Source organism: Achromobacter sp. EB05, assembly GCF_044232075.1.
Taxonomy (GTDB): Bacteria; Pseudomonadota; Gammaproteobacteria; order Burkholderiales; family Burkholderiaceae_B; genus Achromobacter; species Achromobacter dolens.
In genome coordinates this window covers 1,339,232-1,361,587 of the sequence record NZ_CP155917.1, presented here as the reverse complement: position 1 = coordinate 1,361,587, position 22,356 = coordinate 1,339,232, and the positions used below count along the sequence as shown (strand labels likewise).

Genomic DNA, 22,356 nt, shown 5'->3' with positions numbered 1-22,356 from the left:
GTCAGCCCTTCAGGCGATCGAGTTCGTCAACGTTGATCGTGTTCAGGTTGCGGAACAGCAGCACCAGGATGGCCAGGCCGATCGCCGCTTCAGCGGCGGCCACGGTCAGGATGAAGAACACGAACACCTGGCCGGCGGTGTCGCCGAACCAGCTGGAGAACGCCACGAAGTTCATGTTGACGGCCAGGAGCACCAGCTCGATGGACATCAGCAGGATGATCAGGTTGCGGCGGTTCAGGAAGATGCCGAAGATCCCGATGGCGAACAGGATCGCCCCCAGGATCAGATAATGGGCCAGCGTCAGCGTCATTGTTTTTCTCCTTGGGGCGCGGCGGTGCCGTTCTGGGCCTGGGCGCGCTCGCTCTGGGCGGGCATGCTCACCATGCGGAAGCGGTCCTTGGCGCGCACGCGAACCGCGGCGACCGGGTCGTTGTACTTCACGTCGCGGCGGCGGCGCAGGGTCAGCGCGATGGCGGCGACCATGCCGACCAGCAGCAGCGCGGCGCCGACTTCGATGGCGTAGATGTAGTGCGTGTACATCGCTTCACCGAGGGCGCGGGCGTTGTTGTAGTCGCCGGCGACCGGGGCTTGCGGGCCCGAGCCGTACCAGGTCGAGCCCAGCACGAAGGCCATTTCCAGCACCATCACCAGGCCGATCACCAGGCCCAGCGGCAGGTAGGTCTTCATGCCCTGGCGCAGGGCATCCATGCGGATGTCCAGCATCATGACGACAAACAGGAACAGCACCATCACGGCGCCCACGTACACCAGCACCAGCAGCAGCGCGAGGAACTCGGCGCCCAGCAGCATCCACAGCATGGCCGCGTTGGCGAACGCCAGGATCAGGTGCAGGACGGCGGTGACCGGGCTGCGCGCGGTGATCACGCGGAACGCCGCGATCACCAGCACGGCGGCCAGTATGTAAAACAGGACAGTGGTAAAAGTCATGGATCAGGACCCTGGGCTCAACGGTAGGGAGCGTCTTCGGCCCGGCGGCGGGCGATTTCGGCTTCGTAGCGGTCGCCCACGGCGAGCAGCATGTCTTTGGTGAAATACAGGTCGCCGCGCTTTTCACCGTGGTATTCGTGGATGTGCGTTTCCACGATCGAGTCCACGGGGCAGCTTTCCTCACAGAAGCCGCAGAAAATGCACTTGGTCAGGTCGATGTCGTAGCGCGTGGTGCGGCGGGTGCCGTCGTCACGCTGGTCCGACTCGATGGTGATGGCCAGCGCGGGGCACACGGCTTCACACAGTTTGCACGCGATGCAGCGCTCTTCCCCATTGGGGTAGCGGCGCAGCGCGTGCAGGCCGCGGAATCGCGCCGAGGTCGGCGTCTTTTCCTGCGGGTAGCGCAAGGTGACCTTGCGCTTGAAGAAATACTTGCCCGTCAGGCGCATGCCCTTGAGCAGTTCGGCCAGCATCAAGCTGCCGAAGAAATCTTTGATCGCTTCCATATCCTGCCTCTGCCTGGCGGCTTAGCGCCAAATGTTCCAGGGCGTCTGCATCCAGATCGCCACAATGACCAGCCAAACGCCGGTCAGCGGGATGAAGATCTTCCAGCCCAAACGCATGATCTGGTCGTAGCGGTAACGCGGGAACGACGCACGGAACCACACGAACAACGAAACCACGACGAACGTCTTGAGACCGAGCCAGATCCAACCCGGGATCCAGGTCAGCGGCGCGATGTCGATCGGCGAAGCCCAGCCGCCCAGGAACATGATCGACGCCATGCACGACAGCAGGATCATGTTGGCGTATTCGCCCAGGAAGAACAGCGCGAACGCCATGCCCGAGTATTCGACCATGTGGCCGGCCACGATTTCCGATTCGCCTTCCACCACGTCGAACGGGTGACGGTTGGTTTCGGCAACGGCCGAGATCACGTAGATCACGAACAGCGGCAAGAGCGGCAGCCAGTTCCAGGACAGGAACGTCAGGCCCTTGTCGGCGAACCAGCCGCGGTTCTGCACATGCACGATCTCGGACATGTTCAGGCTGCCGGACACCAGCAGCACCGTCACCAGCACGAAGCCGATGGCCAGTTCATACGACAGCATCTGGGCCGAGGCGCGCAGCGCGCCCAGGAACGCGTACTTCGAGTTCGAGGCCCAGCCGGCGACGATCACGCCGTACACGCCGATCGACGTGATGGCCATGATGTACAGCAGGCCGGCGTTGACGTTGGCCAGGACCACGTCGGGGCCGAACGGCACCACCGCCCAGGCGGCCAGCGCCGGCATCAGCGTGACCACGGGAGCCACGACGAACAGCACCTTGTTGGCCTGGCTGGGGACCACGACTTCCTTGGTCAGCAGCTTGAACACGTCGGCGAACGGCTGCAGCAGCCCCTTGAAACCGACGCGGTTCGGGCCCATGCGCACGTGCATGGCGCCGATCATCTTGCGCTCCCAGTACGTCAGGTAGGCGACGCACAGGATGATGGGCACGGCGATGACCACGATCTTGATGATCGTCCAGAGAACCATCCAGACCGTCGGACCGAGCAATGCCGTTCCGTGGCTTTCAAGAACATTGAGCCATTCCATCAGGCACGCTCCACGCTGAGTTGACCAAATGCGCCACCCAGGGCTGCGGTATTTTCAAAGGCTGCGGCGATGCGCACGGCGCGATCGGCCACGGCGTCGTCCTGCACGGTTTCAAGCTCGACAGCGCCCTGCCCGCCCGTCACGCGCACCTTGACGCCGGCGGTCAGGCCCAGGCTGGTGAGCGTGTTGCCGTTCATGCGCGCGGCGGGCTGCTTCGAAGCCGGCGCGGCCTGCAGCGGTTCCGAGCGGCGCACCATGGCGTCGCTGCGGTAGATCGGCACGTCGGCGACGCGTTCCAGCCCGGTCAGGGGCTGGCCCAGGCCCAGCGGGGCCTTGATGTCGTTGGACAGGCGGCCTTCGACGCCACCGGCCAGCGCGGCATCGCGCACGGACTCGGAGGTTTCGTCATCGAAGCCGGCCAGGTGCAGGACGTTGCCCAGCACGCGCAGGACCTTCCAGGCCGGACGGGTCTGGCCGAACGGCGCGACCGTGCCCTTGAAGCTCTGGGCCAGGCCCTGGGCGTTGACGAAGGTGCCCGAGGTTTCGGTGAACGGCGCCACCGGCAGCATGACGTCGGCCCATTCGGCGGCGGCCGAACGGTAAGGCGTCAGGGCCACGGCGAACTGCGCGCCGCGCAGCGCGGCGATGGCTTGCTGGCCATTGTCGGCATCCAGCAGCGGCTCGGCGTGCAGCACCACGTAGGCCTTGAGCGGCTCGGCCAGCATGGCGGCGGCGTTCTTGCCGCCCTTGCCCGGGATGGCGCCGGCCAGGTAACCGCCGACGGTGTTGCCGCCGGAGGTCAGGAAGCCGAACTTGCCGCCGGCCAGGTCGGCCACGGCGCGGCCGTTGGCGGCCAGGGTCGAGGCCTGGGCGCTGGCCACGGCCAGGTTGCCCATCAGCACGGCGGTGTTGGCGCCCGACGCCAGGCTGGCGGCGATGATCTTGGCGTTCTCGCCCGGGGCGACCGAGGCGAACTCGGCCGGCACCGCGGCTTCCTTGGCTTGCGCCAGGGCCACGGCCACTTCGGCCAGGGCGCGCGGCAGCTCGGACGGGGCCACGGTGAGGCGGCCGGCGACCGGCATCAGGGGATCGTCGGCGGCGCTGTCGACCATCAGGATCTGCGTGCCGCGCTTGGCGGCCTGGCGCAGGCGCTGGGCCATCAGCGGGTGATCCTTGCGCAGGAACGAGCCGACCACCAGGACGCGGTCCAGGTTGTCGAGTTCGGCGATGGGCATGCCCAGCCACGGCGCGCCGGTCAGCGCGGCGTCGAAGGCCGGGTCGGTCTGGCGCAGGCGGAAGTCGATATTCTCGGAGCCCAGCGCGCGGACCAGGCGGCCCAGCAGCGCGTATTCCTCGGTGGTGGCGTATTCGGACGCCAGGGCGCCGATCTGGCCGGCGCCGAAGCTGTCACGCACGCGCGACAGGCCTTGGGCCACGGCGGCCAGGGCGTCGGCCCAGGAAGCTTCCTGCCACTTGCCGTCGGCGCCCTTGATCATCGGGGCGGACAGGCGGTCTTCGCTGTTCAGGCCTTCGTACGAGAAGCGGTCGCGGTCGCTGATCCAGCATTCGTTGATGGCTTCGTCTTCGAACGGCACCACGCGCATCACGCGGTCGCCCTTGACCTGGACCACCAGGTTGGCGCCCAGGCTGTCGTGCGGGCTGACCGAACGGCGACGGGCCAGTTCCCAGGTACGGGCACTGTAGCGGAAGGGCTTGGAGGTCAGCGCGCCCACCGGACAGATGTCGATCATGTTGCCCGACAGTTCGGACTCGATCGAGCGGCCGACGAACGAGGTGATCTCGGAGTGCTCGCCACGGCCCAGCATGCCCAGTTCCATGACGCCGGCGATTTCCTGGCCGAAGCGCACGCAGCGGGTGCAGTGGATGCAGCGGCTCATTTCCTCGGCGGAAACCAGCGGGCCCAGGTCCTTGTGGAACACCACGCGCTTTTCTTCCTGGTAACGCGAGGAAGAGCCGCCGTAGCCCACGGCCAGGTCCTGCAACTGGCATTCGCCGCCCTGATCGCAGATCGGGCAGTCGAGCGGGTGATTGATGAGCAAGAATTCCATCACCGACTTCTGAGCGGCGCGAGCCTTCTCGGAGCAGGTGTGCACGACCATGCCGTTCGTCACGGGGGTGGCGCAGGCGGGCAGCGCCTTGGGCGCCTTTTCCACTTCGACCAGGCACATGCGGCAGTTGGCCGCGATGGACAGTTTCTTGTGGTAGCAGAAATGCGGCACGTAAAGCCCGACTTTCTGGGCCGCATGCATCACCATGCTGCCCTCGGGCACTTCCACCGTATTGCCGTCGACGGTTAGTTCAACCATTGCTGTTCCTGAGACCTACAGATATTGCGGAACCACACACGACTTGTGCTCGATGTGGTGCGCGAATTCGTCGCGAAAATGCTTGAGGAAGCCACGCACGGGCATGGCGGCGGCGTCACCCAAGGCGCAGATGGTGCGGCCCATGATGTTGCCCGCCACGTTGTCCAGCATGTCCAGATCTTCCGGACGGCCGTGGCCGTTTTCGATGCGGTGCACCATGCGGTACAGCCAGCCGGTGCCTTCGCGGCACGGCGTGCACTGGCCGCAGCTTTCCTCGAAATAGAAATACGACAGGCGCAGCAGCGACTTGACCATGCAGCGCGTCTCGTCCATGACGATCACCGCGCCGGAACCCAGCATGGAACCCGCCTTGGCGATGGCGTCGTAGTCCATCGTGGTTTCCATCATGATGTCGGCCGGCAGCACCGGGGCGCTCGAGCCGCCGGGGATCACGGCCTTGAGCTTCTTGCCGCCGCGCATGCCGCCCGCCAGTTCCAGCAGGGTCGAGAACGGGGTGCCCAGCGGGATCTCGTAGTTGCCGGGACGCTCGACGTCGCCGGTGATCGAGAACAGCTTGGTGCCGCCGTTGTTGGGCTTGCCGACTTCGAGGTAGGCCTGGCCGCTGTTGCGGATGATCCAGGGCACCGCCGCGAAGGTTTCGGTGTTGTTGATGGTGGTGGGCTTGCCGTACAGGCCGAAGCTGGCCGGGAACGGCGGCTTGAAGCGCGGCTGGCCCTTCTTGCCTTCCAGCGATTCCAGCAGCGCGGTTTCCTCGCCACAGATGTAGGCGCCGTAGCCGTGGAACGCGTGCAACTGGAAGTTGAATTCCGAACCCAGGATCTTGTCGCCCAGGAAGCCGGCGGCGCGCGCCTCTTCCAGGGCCTCTTCGAAGCGCTCGTAGACTTCGAAGATTTCACCGTGGATGTAGTTGTAGCCGACGCTGATGCCCATCGCGTAGGCGGCGATCGCCATGCCTTCGATCACGATGTGCGGATTGAAGCGCAGGATGTCGCGATCCTTGAACGTGCCGGGTTCGCCTTCGTCCGAGTTGCAGACGAGGTACTTCTGGCCCGGGAAGGCGCGCGGCATGAAGCTCCACTTCAGGCCGGTCGGGAAGCCCGCGCCGCCGCGGCCGCGCAGGCCCGACGCCTTGACTTCGGCGATGACGTCTTCCGGCTTCATGCCGGTGGTGAGGATCTTGCGCAGGGCTTCGTAGCCGCCGCGCTTGACGTAGTCGGCCAGGCGCCAGTTGGCGCCGTCGACGTCGGCCATGATCTGCGGCTTGATGTGGCGGCCATGCAGGCACATCGAGTTGGACAGGTCGTTCAGCGGGTTGGGCTCCAGGCCCTGCGCGAACTGCTTGTAGATGTCGGGCGCGTTCATGCCGACTCTCCTTGCGCCTTGAGGGCCGCGACCAGCGCGTCCAGCTTCTCTTCGGTCATGCGCACGCACATATGCTTGTTGTTCACGATCAGCACGGGGGAATCGCCGCAGGCGCCCATGCACTCGCCTTCGACCAGGGTGAACTGGCCGTCAGCGGTGGTTTCGCGGTAGTCCACGCCCAGCTTGCGCTTGAGGTAGTCGCCGGCGCGTTCGCCGTCGCGCAAGGCACAGGGCAGGTTGGTGCAGACCGCGATCTTGGTCTTGCCGACGGGCTTGACGTCGAACATGTTGTAGAAGGTGGCGACTTCCTGGACCGCGATGGGCGGAACGCCGATGTAGTTGGCCACATCTTCGATGATGTCGGTAGCCAACCAGCCCTTCTCTTCCTGCGCGATGGCAAGAGAGGCCATGATGGCGGACTGCCGCTGGTCGGCCGGGAACTTGGCGAGTTCTCGGTCGATTTTCTGGTAGGCCTGTTCGGAAAGCAGCATAGTTTGAATCCGGGTTATGCGGGCGTGCTCGTGACTGTCTGGCGGATCAGCGATCGATCTCGCCGAAAACGATGTCCTGCGTACCAATGATGGTGACGGCGTCGGCGATCATGTGACCGCGCGACATTTCGTCCAGCGATTGCAGGTGGGCGAAGCCGGGGGCCCGAATCTTCAGGCGGTACGGCTTGTTGGCGCCGTCCGACACCAGGTAGATGCCGAACTCGCCCTTGGGGTGCTCCACCGAGGCGAACGCTTCACCCGGGGGCACGTGGAAACCTTCGGTGAAGAGCTTGAAGTGATGGATCAGCTCTTCCATGTTGGTCTTCATGGCGGTGCGCTTGGGCGGGGCGATCTTGTGGTTCTCGATCATGACCGGGCCCGGGTTGTTGCGCAGCCATTCCACGCACTGGCGGATGATGCGGTTGCTCTCGCGCATTTCGGCGATGCGGACCAGGTAGCGGTCGTAGCAGTCGCCGTTGACGCCGACGGGGATGTCGAAATCGAGCAGGTCGTAGACTTCGTAGGGCTGCATCTTGCGCAGGTCCCAGGCCACGCCCGAGCCTCGCAGCATCGGACCGGTGAAGCCCAGGGCCTTGGCGCGATCGGGATCGACCACGCCGATGCCGACCAGGCGCTGCTTCCAGATGCGGTTGTCGGTGAGCAGGGTTTCGTACTCGTCGACGCAGGCGGGGAAGCGGTTGGTGAAGTCTTCGATGAAGTCCAGCAGCGAGCCCGAACGCGCGTCGTTCATGACGCGCACTTCCTTCTCGCCACGGTATTTGCTGGTCTCGCCGTACTGCGGCATGGTGTCCGGCAGGTCGCGGTAGACGCCGCCCGGACGATAGTAGGCCGCGTGCATACGCGCGCCCGAGACCGCTTCGTAGCAGTCCATCAGGTCTTCGCGTTCACGGAAGGCGTACAGGAACACCGCCATGGCGCCCACGTCGAGCGCGTGCGAGCCCAGCGACATCAGGTGGTTCAAGAGACGCGTGATCTCGTCGAACATGACGCGGATGTACTGCGCGCGCAGCGGGGCTTCGACGCCCAGCAGCTTCTCGATGGCCATGACGTAGGCGTGCTCGTTGCACATCATGGACACGTAGTCCAGGCGGTCCATGTAGGGCAGCGCCTGGATGTAGGTCTTGTGCTCGGCCAGCTTTTCAGTGGCGCGGTGCAGCAGGCCGATGTGCGGGTCGGCGCGCTGGATGACTTCGCCGTCCAGCTCGAGCACCAGGCGCAGCACGCCGTGGGCGGCCGGGTGCTGCGGGCCGAAGTTGAGCGTGTAGTTCTTGATTTCTGCCATGATTCAACGTCCCAAGCCGTAGGTGTCTTCGCGCACCACGCGCGGCGTGATCTCGCGCGGGTCGATCGTGACGGGCTGGTAAATGACGCGCTTCTGTTCCGGGTCGTAGCGCATTTCGACGGTGCCGGAGAGCGGGAAGTCCTTGCGGAACGGGTGGCCGATGAAGCCGTAGTCGGTCAGGATGCGGCGCAGGTCCGGGTGGCCTTCGAAGACGATGCCGTACAGGTCGAACGCCTCGCGCTCGAACCAGCCCACTGCCGGCCAGCATTCCATCAGCGAGGCGACCATCGGGAACTCGTCGTCCGGCGCCCAGGTGCGCACGCGCAGGCGCCAGTTGTTCTCGACCGACAGCAGGTGCGCGACCACGGCGAAGCGCGCGCGGTGCACCTTGGCGTTGGTTTCCTCGGGCAGTTGGCGCGTGCCGTTGCCCCAGGTGAGGTAGTCGACGCCACAGAGGTCGATACAGATTTCGAAGCGCAGGCCGGCTTCGGTGCGCAGCTTGTTGCAGACGGAGAACCACTGCTCCGCGGGCACTTCGAGCGTCAGTTCGCCCAGCGCCTCGGTCAGCGCGATGTCCGCGCCGAGGGTGGTCTGCAAATTGTTTTTCAGGGTTTCGAGCCTGGTCATCATCTTGTACGCTTAGGTGAACCGATACGCTGTTTCGCGGGGTCCTGCGGCGGCGTTTGCGGCGGCCGCGGACCGGAGCGCAAACTCAGCGCGCAATCGTGTTGGTCAGGCGGATCTTGTTCTGCATCTGCAGCAAGCCGTAGACCAGCGCCTCGGCCGTGGGCGGGCAGCCCGGCACGTAGACGTCTACCGGTACGATGCGATCGCAGCCGCGCACCACGGAATACGAGTAGTGGTAGTAACCGCCACCATTGGCACAGGAGCCCATCGACACCACCCAACGCGGTTCGGGCATCTGGTCGTAGACCTTGCGCAGCGCCGGCGCCATCTTGTTGCACAGCGTGCCGGCGACGATCATCAGGTCGGACTGACGCGGGCTGGGGCGGAAGATGATGCCGAACTGGTCAAGGTCGTAGCGGGCCGCGCCCGCGTGCATCATCTCGACCGCGCAACAGGCCAGGCCGAAGGTCATGGGCCACATGGAGCCGGTTTTCGCCCAGTTAAGGAACTTATCGGCGCTGGTTGTGATGAACCCTTGCTTGAGAATGCCGTCTATAGCCATATTCGTCTCTGATAGCGTGCGGTGATGAAATAACCCGGCGGGTCATTCCCAGTCCAGCGCGCCCTTTTTCCATTCGTAGATGAAGCCGACGGTCAACACGGCGAGGAAAACCATGACCGTCCAGAAGCCGACGATTCCAACCGTGCCCTGGGCGATGGCCCACGGGAACAGGAACGCGATTTCCAGGTCGAAAAGAATGAACAGGATCGCCACCAGGTAGTAGCGCACGTCAAACTTCATGCGCGCGTCTTCGAACGCTTCGAAGCCGCACTCATAGGGGGATAGCTTCTCGGCGTAGGGACGCCGCGGGCCAAGGAGGGAGCCGGCCGTCAGAAGCGCGAACCCGATAAGGGTGGCCACTACGATAAACAGCAGGACGGGGAAATACTGTTGCAGGTTCATTCAGGCGTCCGTCAAATGCGCAAACCTTAGGATTGTAGCATTCGCGCGGTTACTTCCGGCTGAACTCTGTAGCGTGAACAGCGGGTGAAAGACTGCATTTCTCCAGTGGAACAATCGCAATCTTTGAGGGGAAGCAAACAGCTTACCGCAATCGCGCCACGCCCGCGCCACCAGCACGATAAAACGCCCGCACAGCGGTCGCGAATTACCGTAAAAAAACAGACTGATCGCAAACAAAAAACCACCCCGAAGGGTGGTTTCATATGAGCGGGCCGAAGCCCGCTCATGCACTAAGAATCTAGGCAGGACTTGCGCCCTGCTTTCGATTAGAAGCGGTGACGCAGGCCCACGCCAACAGCGGTCGCCTTGACGCCGTCGTTGAACGCGTAGTTCTTCGAGTACGAACCGTAGGCGTACAGGTTGGTACGCTTGGACAGGTCGTAGGTGTAGCCGGCCGAGAACACGTTCATCGTGGCATCGTCGCCAGTCAGCTTGTTGTTCGACGGGTCAACGCGCTGCCACGAACCGAACAGGCTCGAAGCGCCGCCGATCGGAGCCGACAGACCCAGCAGGTAGGAGTTGGCCTTGAAGCCATCAGCGAACTGGTTGGCACCGAAGCCCAGCTTGCGCGACGTACCGTCAACGGTAATCGAGCCCGAAGCGCCGGCCGGGTTGGACGTGGCGAACCAGCCGTCGGTGGTGCGAGCGTAGGCCAGGGCCAGCTTGACCACTTCGAAGTCATACGAACCGCCGATCATGTACGAACGGGGCGTCGCGTCGACTTCACCTTGAGCTTGGTTGTGCGAAGCGTTCAGCTGGTCGTACGACAGAGCGACGTTCAGGGGACCATTGACGTAGCGCAGGCCGGTCGTGATGGCACGGACGTTGTCGGCGGTCTTGAAGCCAACGCGAGCCGGGTCAGCCTTGGTCGAGCTGTCGGCATTGCCTTCGTCAGCGCTGAACGAGTAACCAACGCCGAACTGGAAGCCGCTGAACGACGGGGTTTGGTACATGACCATGTTGTCGTAGCGTTGCGTGTTGGCAGCGCTCATGCCGGTACCGATGTTGGCGACGTTGAAGCCGGCGCCGAACGGATCGATCGAGCCGAAGTACTTCGACGCGATGTTGGTTTGGCGACCGAAGTCCAGTTGACCCCAGCTGTCGCTGGCCAGACCGACGGTGGCTTGACGGCCGAACAGACGGCCGTTTTGAGCCGACTTGCCGTTACCCGAGTCGAAACCCGATTCCAGTTGGAAAACAGCGCGCAGGCCGTCACCCAGATCTTCCGAACCACGCAGACCCCAGCGCGAACCGTTCTGGACACCGTTGATCATGCCGATACGGCTGCCGTTCTTGGCATCGCCAGCACCGCTGATCTTGTTGTAGCCGATACCCGTGTCGATGATGCCGTACAGGGTGACAGACGTTTCTGCCTGGGCGACACCGGCGAAACCGGCGAGCAGGGCGGCAGCGAGCAGAGTCTTTTTCATTTAAGAAATCTCCGTTGATTTGAGTGACAAGAGCAGCAATCCAGCAAACCAGCCTGCCGCCCCCCTAACTCCGCGAAGGGAAGTTGACGCTATTGCATCAAAAATCGGGGGGGCTGGCTATGGTCGACACCAGAAAAGTGCAGGTTTGCGACAGCCCTGTTGGGATATTGCAACATCAGACCAACTCCCCATAGGGCTAACCCTGCGTTTTGCGAACGACCACGTATCCATGCGACTTTCAGCCCTGGCCCTAATAAATGAAGGGATCGCGTCGGGTTTCTTTCATATGTCTTTCCAGACCGAATAACCTCTTCGGCAAGACCGCTTCCCGGTCTGCCCGGGCGGCCTTCCCGACAGTGGCGCCGTCAGCCTGGATAACGTTGTTATTTAAATAAAGCGGCGATATTATTTCGCAACATAGTCACCCCTTCGCTTCCTTGGCCATGACCACCGTCACTCCTCGCAGCGACCGCAATGAACGCCTGAGCGCGCTGCGCCGGCAGATGATCCTGGACGCCGCCCAGCGGGTATTCGAGCGCGACGGGCTGGAAAAGACCACGCTGCGCGCCATCGCCAAGGAGGCCGGCTGCACCACCGGCGCGATCTACCCCTGGTTCGCGGGCAAGGAGGCGTTGTACGGCGCCCTGCTGGACGAATCGCTGCAACGCCTGCACACCCATCTGCTGGGCGCGACCTCCGGCGGCGCGCCCGCGTCCGCCGCGCGCCAGGCCATCCAGGCTTTCTTCGGCTACTACGCCGAGCGCCGCACCGATTTCTCGCTGGGGCTGTACCTGTTCCAGGGGCTGGGGCCGCGCGGGCTGGGGCGCGACATGGACGAACGGCTCAACGGCCGGCTGCGGCTGTGCGTCGACGTGCTTGGCCAGGCCCTGGCCCGCACCAAGTCCTGGACGGCCGAGGCAGTGCAGGTCGAGCAGATGAATGTCTTCACCTACCTGATCGGGCTGCTTCTGCTATTGCACACCCGCCGCCTGAAATCGCTGGGCCAGCAGGCCGACGTCCTGCTGGATCACTACTGCCACGCCCTGGAACAACGATGACCGCCACGACCCTGCCCTGCGCCGACACCGACGCGCCGCTGATCAGCCTGGCCGATTTCCGGCTGCTGCTGGCCGAGCAACATCCGTTTTCGCTACTGTTGGGGATCGAAGTGCAGCGCATCGGCCGCGGCACCGCGCTGGCCGTGCTGCCCGCGCGCGACAGCCACCAGCGGCTCGGCGGCATCGTCGCCGGCCCGATGCTGATGGGGCTGGCCGACCTGGCCATGTATGCGGCGGTGGTCGGCGCCACCGGCCAGGCCCACGCGGTCACGGCCAGCCTGACCATCAACTTCCTGCGCAAGAGCCCGGCCGGCGCGATCCACGCCGAGGCGCGGCTGCTCAAGGTGGGCCGCCTGTCCGCGGGCGAGGTTATCCTGACCGCCGCGGGTTCGGATGAGCCGCTGGCCCATATCGTCAGCACCTGGTCGGTGCCGAAGCCATGAGCCTGCGCATCAGCATCGTCGGCATGGGCCGCACCGGCACGCAGGCGGCGCGGCGCCTGCTTGCGGCCGAGCCGGACATCGCCCTGACCGTCTACGACATCGACCCGGACCGTTGCGAGGACTTCCGCGGCAGCGCCACCCTGGCGACCTCGGCGCGCGAAGCGCTGGCGGAGTCCGACACCATCGTACTGGCCCTGCCGCGCGAACGTGAAATCGATCGGACCCTTGAGCGCTTCAGCGACGGCGAGGTCACCGCGCCCGTGGCCGGCAAGCTGATCGTGGACCTGGAGCCGCCGCCGCCCGAGCGGGCGCGCCGGCTGGACCTGGCGATCGCCACCGCCGGCGGACGCTACGCCTGCGCGCCGCTGCGGCCAACGGCCGGCGGCGGGCCGGATGCGCGGCTATTGGAGGCCCTGATCGCGCCGCGCTGAGCCGCCCAGGCGTTCGGCCGCGGCCACGCACAACGCCAGCCAGGCGAAGCTGACGGCGAAGCCCGCCACCACGTCGCTGGCGAAATGCACCTGCAGCAGCACGCGGCTCAGGCCGATCGCCGTCACCAGCGCCGCCGCCAGGGCCGCTGCCGGCAACCGCCAGGAGGCGGGCGCCAGGCGCCAGGCCAGATAGCAGGCGGCCCCGTACACCGCCATGGCGGCCGAGGCATGGCCACTGGGAAAGCTCCAACCGAAGGCGGTGGCGAAACCATGATCATGCTCGGGCCGCACGCGTTCGAAACCCTGCTTGAGGAGGCGGTTGATGAGGCCGCCGCCGCCCGTGGCGGCCGCGCAGAAAGCCGCCAATTCCCACTGGCGGCGCGCCAGCAGCGCGAGGGTCATCAGGACTGCGAATACCGTCAGCACATTCCGGTCGCCCAGTGTGGTGAACCAGGACAGCAGCCACAGCAGGGAATCGCCCAGCGACATGCTGAGCGCTGCGGCGAGGGCGCTGTCGAATTCCACCACCGGCCCCTGCCGCGTGACGGCGAAGGCCAGCCCCAGGAACAGCGCGCCGGCCAACGCCACGGCGCCCGCGCCCGCCGCCAGGCGCGTGGCGGGCCGGGCCCGCATGCAGGCGCGCGCCAGCGCCACCGCCACGAGCGCCGCGCCCAAAGGCAAAAGCAGAAACAACGACAGCGCGTGGAACGAAATCCATGCCGCCCCGGCGTCGATCATGGCGCCCACTCCGTCCCGATTCCCGTTGCCACGCCCTACCCCGCCACCAGGGTCTTGTCGACCGGCGCGAAGGCATGGGCGCCAGCGGCGTAGTCCCAGCGCTCGACGTGGCAGACCCGGGTCTCGCCCTCGCCCTCGCGCGTGATCACATTGACTGAATTGGGGATGTTGCCGCGCACCCGGCGCGAGCACGCGGTGCCGGCCTGGACCGCCCAGCCGGCCATGACGCCCGGGTCGGCGCTGGCGGGCAGCACGTAGGGCAGATGGATGTGCCCGCCGAGGATCAGGTCGACCCCGGCCTGGGCCCAGGCCGCCAGCGCGCGCTCGCGGCCGATCAGCAGGTTGAAGCGATCGGACTCGACCTTGGCGCGCACCGGGTGATGCGCCACCACCACCCGCAACTGGCCGGGCCGGGCCTGGCGCAGCCGCTGCGCCACGCGCGCGATCTGGGCGTCGGAGATCTCGCCATCCTTGCGGCGGCGGGGCCGCGTGGTGTTGACGCCGATGGCCAGCAGGCCGGCGGTTTCATAGACCGGTTCGAGCACGGCGCCGAGCGCGCGCTTGTAGTTGCCGTAGGGGTTGAGCGCGCGCGCGAACACATTGAACAGCGGAATGTCATGGTTGCCAGGGACCGCCAGCACCGGCAGCGACAGGCGCTCGATGAACTTGCGGGCGGCGGCGAACTGGCCGCGGCGGGCGCGCTGGGTGATGTCGCCGCTGATCACCACCAGGTCCGGCGCGAGCGCGCGCGCCAGGTCCAGCGCGGCCTCGACAACCGGCTTGCGTTCGGTGCCGAAGTGGGTGTCCGACAATTGCAGGATGCGCGTCATGGGCGCTCCTCTTCGGCGTCGACCGGCACCACCAGCGGCAGCGGCGTATCGGACACCTTGAATTCCAGGGGCGTGTCCATCCAGGATATCTCGCCGTCCATGGCGACCTTGACGCGGCGGCGCCCGCGAATCGAGACCCTCAGGCGGTCGAAGGCGAAACTGACCACATGCTCGGCCTCGCCCAAGCGGCTGAACAGGCCGCGCAACAGCAGGCCATAGAGCGCCAGCGTGCCCACCGGCCGGGCGGCCATGGCCACCAGGCGGTTGCGATCGAGTTCGGAGGGGTCTATGCCGATGTGCTCCAGTTGCAGGCGGTTGTTGCCGACCACCAGCGTCGGCGAACGCAGATCGCGCGCCCGGCCTTCGTACTCGAGCCGCAGGCTGAGCTGGCGCGGCGCGCGCAGCAGCGTCACCAGCCCGGACCAGAGCGCCACCAGGCGGCTGCGGCCGAAACGCTGCTTGTAGGCCTCGCGATCTTCCAGCAGTTGCGGATAGAGCCCCAGGCTGGCGTTGACCAGGAACAGGCGGCCATTGAGCAGGCCGACCTGCACCGGCCGCAGCTCGCCGCCCAGCAGGCCGCGCAGCGCGGCTTCGGTGTCCTGCGAGATGCCATAGCGGCGGCCGAAGTAATTGAAGGTGCCTTGCGGCAGGATGCCGAACGGCACGCCCTGCCCCAGCACCTGGCCGGCGACGGCGTTGAGCGTGCCGTCGCCGCCGGCCGCGACCACGATGCCGCCAGCCTCGCGCGCCAGGGCCACGGCCTCGCGGGCGGTGTCGACCAGGCGCGATGGATCGTCGATTGGCATCAACTGGTAGCGCCGGCCGGCCTCGTCGAGCACGCGGCGGATGATGTCCTGCAGCACTTGCGCGTCGCCGCGCCCGGAGCCGGTGTTCAGGACGATGAAGAGAGGTTCGTGTCCCGCGAGGGGACGAGCCCCGTTCGCCGGGCTCTGCTGGATAGGCGTCATGGACAAAAGATAGCCCATGGCGGCAAATCGCCGCAACCGTGCCGGCGCGCGCCTGTCGGACGCGCCGGCACGCGGCTCAGCGGCCGACCGCGTAGGCCTGCATCAGGCGCGGCGTGGCGGCCGCGTGCAGCAGGCCGTCGGCGTCGCGCGAAGCGGCGGTCAGGCGACCAACCGACCACTGCGGGACTTCCTCGATGTGGTGCCCGCGGGCGCGCAGCGCGGCGATGGTCTCGGCGCCGAAGCCGCTTTCCACCGCCAGGTGCCCCGGCTTGCGATCGCGCGGGTAGAACGAGGTGGGGAAATGCATGGTGTGCGACATCGGCAGGTCGATGGCTTCCTGCAGGTTCAGGCCATGGTGCGCGTGGCGCAGGAAGAACAGCAGTTGCCATTGCTCCTGCTGGTCGCCGCCCGGCGTGCCGAAGGCGAGATAGGGCCGGCCCTCGCGCAGCGCCAGCGACGGCGTCAGCGTGGTGCGTGGACGCTTGCCCGGCGCCAGCGTGCCCGGCAGGCCCTCTTCCAGCCAGAACATCTGGGCGCGGGTGTTCAGGCCGAAACCCAGTTCCGGGATCACCGGCGAGGACTGGAACCAGCCGCCCGACGGCGTGGCCGAGATCATGTTGCCCCAGCGGTCGATGACGTCGACGTGGGTGGTGTCGCCGCGCTTGACCGAGGCGCGCATGTCGGCCAGCGTCGGTTCGTTGGTCGCGCTGCCGGGGGCCGACACCTTGGACAGGCGCTGCAGCGTGTCCATCACCCGCGCCACCTGCGCCTCGAAGCCGGAAATCACGCCGGGCCGCAGGTCCTGCGAGGCCTGCTCGCCGATGAGCGCGCGGCGCGCGTCGTTGTAGTCGTCCGACAGCAATTGGGCCAGCGGCACGTCGACGAAGGCGGGATCGCCGTAGTAGGCCTCGCGGTCGGCGAAAGCCAGCTTCATGGCCTCGGTGACGCGGTGCACGAACTCGGCGCTGGTCGGGCCGACGCCGGCCAGGTCCATGTCCTTGAGCAGCGCCAGGGTCTGCAGGAACACCGGCCCCTGGCTCCAGGCGCCTGCCTTGGCCACGGTGTAGCCGTGGTAGTCATAGGTGGCGGGCTGGTCGTAGCTGGCGGACCAGCCGGCCAGGTCGTCGGCGGTGATCACGCCCCGATGGCGCTGGCCGCTCTCGTCCATGACCTCGGTGCCACGCGCGAACTTGTCGATGGCCTCGGCGACGAAGCCGCGGTAGAAGGCGTCGCGGGCGGCCTCGATCTGGCGCTGGCGGTCGGCGCCGGCCTGTTCCGCTTCCCGCAGCACGCGGGTCCAGGTGGCGGCCAGCGCCGGGTTGCGGAACAGCTTGCGGGCCTCGGGCACGTTGCCGCCAGGCAGGTAGACCTGCGCGGTGGTGGGCCAGTGGGCCTGGAAAAAGTCCTTCAGGCCGGCGATGGTGTTGGAGATGCGCGGCATCAGCGCGTGGCCGTGCTCGGCGTAGTAAATGGCCGGTTCCAGCACGTCGCGCACGCGCATCGTGCCGTGGTCGCGCAGCAACTGCATCCAGGCGTCGAACGCGCCGGGGATCACGGTGGCCAGCAGACCGTTGCCGGGGATCAGACCGAGGCCTTCGGCGCGGTAGCGCTCGAGGGTGGCGGCGGCGGGCGTGGTGCCCTGGCCGCACAGCACGTCGACGCGGCCGGTGCGCGCGGAATAGAACACCGCCGGCACTTCGCCGGCCGGGCCGACCAGGTGGGGCTCGACCACCTGCAGCACGAAGGCCGAGGCGACACAGGCGTCGAAGGCGTTGCCGCCGCGCTCCAGCAGCGACATGCCGGCCGAGCTGGCCAGCCAATGGGTGGAGGTCACGACACCGAAGGTGCCGAGGATTTCCGGGCGAGTCGTAAACATCATGGTGCGATCCTGTTGCGGACGGCGCGAGGCCGGCGGCCGCGAGAGACAAGTAAAAACGGGACCCGCCACCGGGTCCCGCGTCTGGCTCGATGCCTACTTCCTGGCGAGGCTGACGCCCTTCAGGCGGATCAGGCCATCGGGATACGGCACGAAGCCTTCCAGTTTCTTCTGCGTGCCGAAGGTCCACGGCAGGTAGAACAGGTAGATGATGGGACGCTGCTCCTGCATCACCGACAGCACCTGGTCGTACAGGGCGCGGCGCTTGGCGGTATCCGGCTCGGCGCGAGCCTCGCCGAGCAACTTGTCGGCCTGCGCGTCGCAGAACTTGCCGTCATTCAGGTTGCCCTTGCAGCTCAGGTACTGGTGGATGTTGCCGCTGGGATCGACCCGGCCCGACCAGCCGCTCTGCCCGACTTCGAAATCGCCGCGGGCCAGCGACGATTGCAGCGAGGCGAATTCGACCGGACGCAGGGTGATGTCGAAACCGGCTTCGGCGCCCATGGCCTGCACCAGCTCGAACACCTGCTGCATAGTGGTGTTGTTGCCGAAGGTGATCTCGAACTTGACGCGGTCGAAACCCGCTTCCTTGAGCAGGGCCTGGGCCTTCTTGGGATCGCGGCCGGCGTGCTCGAACGACTTGTTGTAGGCGAAGCTGGCCGGCGGGAACGGCTGGTAGGCCGGCTGGTACTGGCCTTCGCCGATGACCTGGTTGAGCACGTCGCGGTCGATGGCCAGGTCGAGCGCCTGGCGCACGCGCTTGTCCTTGGCCAGCGGGTTGTTGGCGCGCGCGCCATTGCCCAGGTTGACCGAGATCGACTGGAAGCCCAGACCCGTGACGGGGGCCAGGCGCAGGTTGGCGTCGTCCTTGACCGCCTTGGCGTCGCTGGGCGCCACGCGCTCGATGATGTCGAGGTCGCCGGCGCGCAGGTTGTTCAGGCGCACGGTGTTGTCGGGGATCGGCGTGAAGACGACACGGTCGAAGTGATAGTTGGCGGCGTCCCAATACTTGGGAAATTTCTCCAGCACGATGCGGTCGTTCTGCACCCGTTCCTTGAACTGGTACGGGCCCGAGCACACCGGCTTGCCGCCAGGATCCTTGTCGAACGAGGCGGGCGAGATCATCATGCCGGCGCGGTCGGACAACTGCGACAACAGCGAGGCGTCGGGCTCGGACAGGTGCAGCACCACGGTGCTGGCGTCGGGCGCGTCGACGCTGGCCACGGTGGCCAGCTCGCTCTTGCGGTTGCTGTCGGGGAGCGTGCGGGCGCGATCCAGGTTGGCCTTGACCGCGGCGGCGTCGATCGGCGTGCCGTCATGGAACACGGCATCGGTGCGCAGCTTGAAGGTCAGCGTCTTGTTGTCCGGGCTGGTGCTCCAGGACTGCGCCAACTGCGGCACGAACTTCAGGTCCGGCGTGATGTCGACCAGCTTGTCGCACAGCGAGGCAAACACGATGCGGCCGACAAAGGTGCGGGCGCGGGTCGGATCGAGCACGTCCGGGTCGTCCTGCAGGCCGACCCGCAGAGTCGACTGGGCTTGGGCCAGCCCGCTGGCCAGCATTCCCGCCATGGCCATGGCGAGGCAGAGTTTACGCATGAATGATCTCCGTCGATTCAGGCGGCCTGCTTCCCCCCGCGCCGGACGGCGCGCCGCCTGGCGGTGAGGGAACAGACCCCGAGCCGTGCTGCATCGCCGGGCCCATCCCCCCGTTGCGCACGTTCTTGTTTGGATTCTGCGCCAGGCGCGCCACGATTGTATAGAGCGCGGGCAGTCAGCCGTCCAAACGCGCCCGCGGCGACCGCCTTGCGGACAGGTCGCCCGCGCGCCGCCGGCCCCGCGGTCTCAAGGCAGGCGGCAAGGCGCCGAGAAGTCGACCGCCGCCAGCACGGATTCCCGCAGTTTTCCCACCAGCGGCCGGGTGTCGTCGCGGCGGTACTGAAAGGAATACGGCAATGCCGCTGGCGCCGGATCGCAATCGAGCACCCGCAGGCTGCCCTCGTCCTGCAACGCCCGCGCCCAATGGCTGGGCAGCAGTCCCACCCCGGTGCCCTCGATCAGCAGGCCGGCGATGGCGCCCCAGTTGTTGCAGCAGAGCCGCTGGCCGGCCACGTCGCGTCCGGCCAGCCAATCGTCCACGATGCGGGTGGTGCCCGCGCCCGCCGGCAGGGTCACCAGCGGCAACCGGGCCAGCAGGCCGGGCGACATGCGGGTCGCGCCCGCCAGCGCGGCAGGCGCCGCGGCCCAGGCGAACACAGCCTCGCCGATCGGCGCGGATGCGATGTTGGGACGCGAGGAACGCCCGGCGATGACGGCGAAATCCAGTTCGCCGTCGGCCACCCGCTGCTCCAGCACCTGGCCGATATCCACATAGGGCTCCAGCACCAGGTCGGGATAGGCGGCGCGGACCACGCCGATCAGGCGCGGCAGCCAGGTCAGCGCGGTCAGTTCGCCCACGCCGAAACGGCAACGGCCGCGTAGTCCCGGGGCTTCGGCCAGCGAAGCGCGGATGCCGTCGGCCGCCGCCAGCAGTTCGCGCGCTTGCGGCAGCAGCCGCTGGCCGGCGTCGGTCAGGACCGCCTTGTGGCCGCTGCGGTCGAACAACGGCCGGCCCAGCGCGTCCTCGAGCTCGACGATGCGCTTGGACAGCGATGACACCGACAGGTGCAGCCGCTCGGCCGCCACGGCGAAACTGGCGCAGGTGGCGGCCCAATAGAAGGCTTCGAGTTGCTTGAGGGTCATGGCCGGATTGTAGGGGCACGGCCTGGCGTGGCGGCGGCCAGCGCGGCATCGGGACGCGGGCGAACGGGCCGGCCGCGTCCAGGGGGTCAAGCGGCCTGCGGCGTCCGCAGTTGCGGCGACAGCCGCAGGGTATCGATGGCGGCGCGGAGCATGCGCTCGACGCGCGGCCAGATATCGCCCTTGAGGCGATCGGACCAGCAGATAGTGCCGAACACGCCTTCGATCAGGGAATGCAGGTAGACATTGGACAGGCGCACGTCCAGGGCGGGCGGCAGGTCTTCGCGGCTGACGGCGGCGCGCAGCAGTTTCTCGGACGTGCGCAGGGCGTGGCGTTCCCACAGGTCGCGACGGCGCAGGAGGGGCGCGTTCTCGTCGCTGCGCTCGCATTTCAGGTAGAGGATTTCCAGCACGCGCTGAACCGAGCCTTCCTCGGCGTAGATCTGCACGTACTGGCGCATCGACGCGTAGAGCGCTTCCAGCGCCTCGCCGTCGGTCGACACGCGGGTCAGCGACACCGCTTCCCCCAGGGCCCGGTCGCACATGGCGATGCAGACATCGATCTTGTTCTTGTAATGGCCGTAGACGGCGCCCCGGGACACGCCCGCGAAATCGGCGATATCGCTCATGGTGGTGCTGGCCACGCCCTTGGACAGGAACACGTGTTCGGCGGCGTCCAGGATGCGGTCGCGGGTGCGTTGGGATTCTTCTTTCGTCTTGCGGGCCATACAGGGATCTCCTTGTGGAAAAAGGGTTGAAGGGGGGACATGAAAACGGCGGCCCGCCTTGCGGGGGCCGCCGTCTGCGCACTGTAAAGAAGTATGCAGCCGCCAGCATACTTTCGAACAAAACAATTAATCAAGCATGACGGATTAAATGATAGACTGCGGACCCCACAGGGAAAACCCGCGATTCTCCCGCTCTCGCCCGCAACGGGCGCCTCACAATAATTTTTAGAAATGACGCACCGAGTTCCCCTCAGAACGCTCGCATTCGCCTCCGTACTGGTTCTTGTTTCCGCATGCTCGAAGCAGGAAACGCCCGAAGCCGCCAAGGCCCCCGCCGAAGTCGGCGTCATCGTGGCCAGGGCCACGCCCACCGCCGTCGCCAGCGAGCTGCCCGGCCGGTTGGAGCCCTACCGCGAGGCCGAGGTCCGCGCCCGCGTGGCCGGCATCGTCACCCGCCGCCTGTATGAAGAAGGCCAGGAAGTGACGCGCGGCACGCCGCTCTTTCAGATCGATCCGGCGCCGCTGCAGGCCGCCTACGATTCCGAGGCGGCCTCGCTGGCGCGCGCCCAGGCCAACCTGTCCGCCGCCGCCGACAAGTTGCGCCGCTATGCCGACCTAGTGTCGGACCGCGCCATCAGCGAACGCGACCACGCCGAGAGCGTGGCCGAGGAGCGCCAGGCCCGCGCCGAGGTGGCCCTGGCCAAGGCCAACCTGCAAAGCGCCAGGCTGCGGCTGGAATACGCCCGGGTCACCTCCCCGATCGATGGCCGCGCGCGCCGCGCCCTGGTCACCGAGGGCGCGCTGGTGGGCGAAGGCCAGGCCACGCCGCTGACGGTGGTGCAGCAGCTCGACCCGATCTACGTCAATTTCTCGCAGCCCGCCGCCGAAGTCATGCAGTTGCAGAAGCAGATCCGCGCCGGCGCCCTGCAAGGCGTCGCGCCCGACAAGATGCGGGTGCGCCTGCTGCTGCCGGACGGCTCCGAGTACGGCCAGGGCGGCACGTTGTCGTTCGCCGACCTGGCGGTCGATCCCGGCACCGACAACGTGACCATGCGCGCGCTGTTCGACAACCCGGGGCGCGAACTGCTGCCGGGCATGTACGTGCGGGTGCGGCTGGAGCAGGCGGTCAACCGCGACACTTTCCTGGTGCCGCGCAACGCCCTGCTGCGCAACGCCGATGGCGCGCACCTGCTGGTGGCCGGCGACGACGGCGAGCTGCGCAGCGTGCCGGTGGCCGCGCACCGCCTGCTGGGCCCGAACTGGGTCGTCACAGAGGGGCTGAAAGGCGGCGAGCGCGTGGTGGTGGAAAACGCCGCGCAGTTGGCCCCCGGCCAGAAAATCAAACCGGTCGAGCGGGCCGCGCCGAGCGCGCCCGCGGCGACCGCGGGAAATAACGAAAAAAGGTAAACCG

At 66.7% G+C, this 22,356-nt stretch carries 23 protein-coding genes; 4 read left to right on the top strand and 19 right to left on the bottom strand.

What is annotated here, in order from left to right; translation table 11 throughout:
* Position 1 precedes the first annotated feature (1 nt).
* The 12 genes from nuoK to AAID08_RS06170 all read right to left on the bottom strand — a co-directional run bounded on the left by nuoK (position 2) and on the right by AAID08_RS06170 (position 11,134).
* Positions 2-310, bottom strand: coding sequence for an NADH-quinone oxidoreductase subunit NuoK (nuoK, locus tag AAID08_RS06225; protein WP_006217969.1), 309 nt, complete (start codon positions 308-310; stop codon positions 2-4).
* A complete protein-coding gene (locus tag AAID08_RS06220; RefSeq protein WP_049072046.1) occupies positions 307-948 on the bottom strand; it encodes an NADH-quinone oxidoreductase subunit J in 642 nt (213 codons plus the stop codon). Before AAID08_RS06220 ends, nuoK begins: the two co-directional genes overlap by 4 nt.
* A 17-nt stretch (positions 949-965) precedes the next feature.
* Entirely contained in the window at positions 966-1,454 is a 489-nt protein-coding gene (nuoI, locus tag AAID08_RS06215) for an NADH-quinone oxidoreductase subunit NuoI (protein WP_006389216.1), read from the bottom strand.
* Positions 1,455-1,475: 21 nt separating this feature from the next.
* Entirely contained in the window at positions 1,476-2,549 is a 1,074-nt protein-coding gene (nuoH, locus tag AAID08_RS06210) for an NADH-quinone oxidoreductase subunit NuoH (protein ID WP_006389215.1), read from the bottom strand.
* Positions 2,549-4,876, bottom strand: a complete 2,328-nt coding sequence (gene nuoG, locus AAID08_RS06205; protein WP_054501603.1) for an NADH-quinone oxidoreductase subunit NuoG — start codon at positions 4,874-4,876, stop codon at positions 2,549-2,551. Before nuoG ends, nuoH begins: the two co-directional genes overlap by 1 nt.
* A 15-nt stretch (positions 4,877-4,891) precedes the next feature.
* Complete coding sequence (gene nuoF / locus AAID08_RS06200) at positions 4,892-6,259, bottom strand: NADH-quinone oxidoreductase subunit NuoF (RefSeq protein WP_006393405.1); 1,368 nt, start codon at positions 6,257-6,259, stop codon at positions 4,892-4,894.
* Positions 6,256-6,750 carry an NADH-quinone oxidoreductase subunit NuoE gene (nuoE, locus tag AAID08_RS06195; RefSeq protein WP_006389212.1) on the bottom strand — a complete coding sequence of 165 codons (495 nt, stop codon included), beginning with the start codon at positions 6,748-6,750 and terminating at the stop codon, positions 6,256-6,258. Before nuoE ends, nuoF begins: the two co-directional genes overlap by 4 nt.
* A 46-nt stretch (positions 6,751-6,796) precedes the next feature.
* Positions 6,797-8,053 (bottom strand): NADH-quinone oxidoreductase subunit D, encoded by a 1,257-nt coding sequence (locus AAID08_RS06190; RefSeq protein WP_006389211.1) that lies wholly within the window; start codon positions 8,051-8,053, stop codon positions 6,797-6,799.
* A 3-nt stretch (positions 8,054-8,056) separates the two neighbouring features.
* Positions 8,057-8,683, bottom strand: a complete 627-nt coding sequence (locus tag AAID08_RS06185) for an NADH-quinone oxidoreductase subunit C (RefSeq protein WP_049072038.1) — start codon at positions 8,681-8,683, stop codon at positions 8,057-8,059.
* Positions 8,684-8,765: 82 nt separating this feature from the next.
* Entirely contained in the window at positions 8,766-9,242 is a 477-nt protein-coding gene (locus AAID08_RS06180; protein ID WP_006217960.1) for an NADH-quinone oxidoreductase subunit B family protein, read from the bottom strand.
* Positions 9,243-9,284: 42 nt separating this feature from the next.
* Positions 9,285-9,644, bottom strand: coding sequence for an NADH-quinone oxidoreductase subunit A (locus tag AAID08_RS06175; RefSeq protein ID WP_020924744.1), 360 nt, complete (start codon positions 9,642-9,644; stop codon positions 9,285-9,287).
* Positions 9,645-9,970: 326 nt separating this feature from the next.
* Positions 9,971-11,134, bottom strand: coding sequence for a porin (locus tag AAID08_RS06170; protein WP_054501605.1), 1,164 nt, complete (start codon positions 11,132-11,134; stop codon positions 9,971-9,973).
* 443 nt (positions 11,135-11,577) lie between these two features.
* Between AAID08_RS06170 and AAID08_RS06165 the strand changes: the two genes are divergently transcribed.
* From AAID08_RS06165 to AAID08_RS06155, 3 genes are read left to right on the top strand one after another with little or no spacing between them, the layout of a single operon-like run.
* Complete coding sequence (locus AAID08_RS06165; RefSeq protein WP_054501606.1) at positions 11,578-12,192, top strand: TetR/AcrR family transcriptional regulator; 615 nt, start codon at positions 11,578-11,580, stop codon at positions 12,190-12,192.
* The gene (locus AAID08_RS06160) at positions 12,189-12,635 is read left to right on the top strand and encodes a PaaI family thioesterase (RefSeq protein ID WP_054501607.1); all 447 of its coding nucleotides are present in this window, start codon (positions 12,189-12,191) and stop codon (positions 12,633-12,635) included. Before AAID08_RS06165 ends, AAID08_RS06160 begins: the two co-directional genes overlap by 4 nt.
* Positions 12,632-13,066, top strand: coding sequence for an NAD(P)-binding domain-containing protein (locus AAID08_RS06155; protein WP_064525988.1), 435 nt, complete (start codon positions 12,632-12,634; stop codon positions 13,064-13,066). Before AAID08_RS06160 ends, AAID08_RS06155 begins: the two co-directional genes overlap by 4 nt.
* Here AAID08_RS06155 and AAID08_RS06150 read toward each other — a convergent pair.
* From AAID08_RS06150 to axyZ, 7 genes are all read right to left on the bottom strand, one after another.
* On the bottom strand, positions 13,037-13,804 hold the full coding sequence (locus tag AAID08_RS06150) for a phosphatase PAP2 family protein (RefSeq protein WP_269875700.1): 768 nt from the start codon (positions 13,802-13,804) through the stop codon (positions 13,037-13,039). The genes AAID08_RS06155 and AAID08_RS06150 overlap by 30 nt on opposite strands.
* Positions 13,805-13,839: 35 nt before the next feature.
* Positions 13,840-14,634, bottom strand: coding sequence for a metallophosphoesterase (locus tag AAID08_RS06145; protein WP_054501609.1), 795 nt, complete (start codon positions 14,632-14,634; stop codon positions 13,840-13,842).
* Positions 14,631-15,602, bottom strand: coding sequence for a diacylglycerol kinase family protein (locus AAID08_RS06140; RefSeq protein ID WP_064526014.1), 972 nt, complete (start codon positions 15,600-15,602; stop codon positions 14,631-14,633). Before AAID08_RS06140 ends, AAID08_RS06145 begins: the two co-directional genes overlap by 4 nt.
* A 76-nt stretch (positions 15,603-15,678) precedes the next feature.
* Entirely contained in the window at positions 15,679-17,478 is a 1,800-nt protein-coding gene (locus AAID08_RS06135; protein WP_395757802.1) for a gamma-glutamyltransferase family protein, read from the bottom strand.
* 96 nt (positions 17,479-17,574) lie between these two features.
* Positions 17,575-19,077, bottom strand: coding sequence for an ABC transporter substrate-binding protein (locus AAID08_RS06130; protein ID WP_054419735.1), 1,503 nt, complete (start codon positions 19,075-19,077; stop codon positions 17,575-17,577).
* Between the two features lie 246 nt (positions 19,078-19,323).
* Positions 19,324-20,220 (bottom strand): LysR family transcriptional regulator, encoded by an 897-nt coding sequence (locus AAID08_RS06125; protein ID WP_395757466.1) that lies wholly within the window; start codon positions 20,218-20,220, stop codon positions 19,324-19,326.
* An 86-nt stretch (positions 20,221-20,306) separates the two neighbouring features.
* Positions 20,307-20,945: a multidrug efflux transcriptional repressor AxyZ gene (gene axyZ / locus AAID08_RS06120; protein ID WP_395757465.1), complete on the bottom strand. Its 639-nt coding sequence runs from the start codon at positions 20,943-20,945 to the stop codon at positions 20,307-20,309.
* Between the two features lie 231 nt (positions 20,946-21,176).
* On the opposite strand from axyZ, the gene axyX reads away from it, so the two are divergent.
* A complete protein-coding gene (gene axyX / locus AAID08_RS06115; protein ID WP_054501613.1) occupies positions 21,177-22,352 on the top strand; it encodes a multidrug efflux RND transporter periplasmic adaptor subunit AxyX in 1,176 nt (391 codons plus the stop codon).
* Positions 22,353-22,356 lie beyond the last annotated feature (4 nt).

Excerpts from the sequence above, each read along its gene's own strand:
- AAID08_RS06135 (WP_395757802.1), bottom strand. The coding sequence starts at position 17,478 with ATGTTTACGACTCGCCCGGAAATCCTCGGCACCTTCGGTGTCGTGACC.
- AAID08_RS06185 (WP_049072038.1), bottom strand. The coding sequence starts at position 8,683 with ATGATGACCAGGCTCGAAACCCTGAAAAACAATTTGCAGACCACCCTC.
- AAID08_RS06130 (WP_054419735.1), bottom strand. The coding sequence starts at position 19,077 with ATGCGTAAACTCTGCCTCGCCATGGCCATGGCGGGAATGCTGGCCAGC.
- nuoK (WP_006217969.1), bottom strand. The coding sequence starts at position 310 with ATGACGCTGACGCTGGCCCATTATCTGATCCTGGGGGCGATCCTGTTC.
- nuoH (WP_006389215.1), bottom strand. The coding sequence starts at position 2,549 with ATGGAATGGCTCAATGTTCTTGAAAGCCACGGAACGGCATTGCTCGGT.
- AAID08_RS06140 (WP_064526014.1), bottom strand. The coding sequence starts at position 15,602 with ATGACGCCTATCCAGCAGAGCCCGGCGAACGGGGCTCGTCCCCTCGCG.
- AAID08_RS06125 (WP_395757466.1), bottom strand. The coding sequence starts at position 20,220 with ATGACCCTCAAGCAACTCGAAGCCTTCTATTGGGCCGCCACCTGCGCC.
- AAID08_RS06155 (WP_064525988.1), top strand. The coding sequence starts at position 12,632 with ATGAGCCTGCGCATCAGCATCGTCGGCATGGGCCGCACCGGCACGCAG.
- AAID08_RS06175 (WP_020924744.1), bottom strand. The coding sequence starts at position 9,644 with ATGAACCTGCAACAGTATTTCCCCGTCCTGCTGTTTATCGTAGTGGCC.
- nuoF (WP_006393405.1), bottom strand. The coding sequence starts at position 6,259 with ATGAACGCGCCCGACATCTACAAGCAGTTCGCGCAGGGCCTGGAGCCC.
- AAID08_RS06165 (WP_054501606.1), top strand. The coding sequence starts at position 11,578 with ATGACCACCGTCACTCCTCGCAGCGACCGCAATGAACGCCTGAGCGCG.
- AAID08_RS06180 (WP_006217960.1), bottom strand. The coding sequence starts at position 9,242 with ATGGCTATAGACGGCATTCTCAAGCAAGGGTTCATCACAACCAGCGCC.
- nuoE (WP_006389212.1), bottom strand. The coding sequence starts at position 6,750 with ATGCTGCTTTCCGAACAGGCCTACCAGAAAATCGACCGAGAACTCGCC.
- AAID08_RS06220 (WP_049072046.1), bottom strand. The coding sequence starts at position 948 with ATGACTTTTACCACTGTCCTGTTTTACATACTGGCCGCCGTGCTGGTG.
- AAID08_RS06190 (WP_006389211.1), bottom strand. The coding sequence starts at position 8,053 with ATGGCAGAAATCAAGAACTACACGCTCAACTTCGGCCCGCAGCACCCG.
- AAID08_RS06150 (WP_269875700.1), bottom strand. The coding sequence starts at position 13,804 with ATGATCGACGCCGGGGCGGCATGGATTTCGTTCCACGCGCTGTCGTTG.
- axyZ (WP_395757465.1), bottom strand. The coding sequence starts at position 20,945 with ATGGCCCGCAAGACGAAAGAAGAATCCCAACGCACCCGCGACCGCATC.
- AAID08_RS06170 (WP_054501605.1), bottom strand. The coding sequence starts at position 11,134 with ATGAAAAAGACTCTGCTCGCTGCCGCCCTGCTCGCCGGTTTCGCCGGT.
- AAID08_RS06145 (WP_054501609.1), bottom strand. The coding sequence starts at position 14,634 with ATGACGCGCATCCTGCAATTGTCGGACACCCACTTCGGCACCGAACGC.
- axyX (WP_054501613.1), top strand. The coding sequence starts at position 21,177 with ATGACGCACCGAGTTCCCCTCAGAACGCTCGCATTCGCCTCCGTACTG.
- nuoI (WP_006389216.1), bottom strand. The coding sequence starts at position 1,454 with ATGGAAGCGATCAAAGATTTCTTCGGCAGCTTGATGCTGGCCGAACTG.
- AAID08_RS06160 (WP_054501607.1), top strand. The coding sequence starts at position 12,189 with ATGACCGCCACGACCCTGCCCTGCGCCGACACCGACGCGCCGCTGATC.
- nuoG (WP_054501603.1), bottom strand. The coding sequence starts at position 4,876 with ATGGTTGAACTAACCGTCGACGGCAATACGGTGGAAGTGCCCGAGGGC.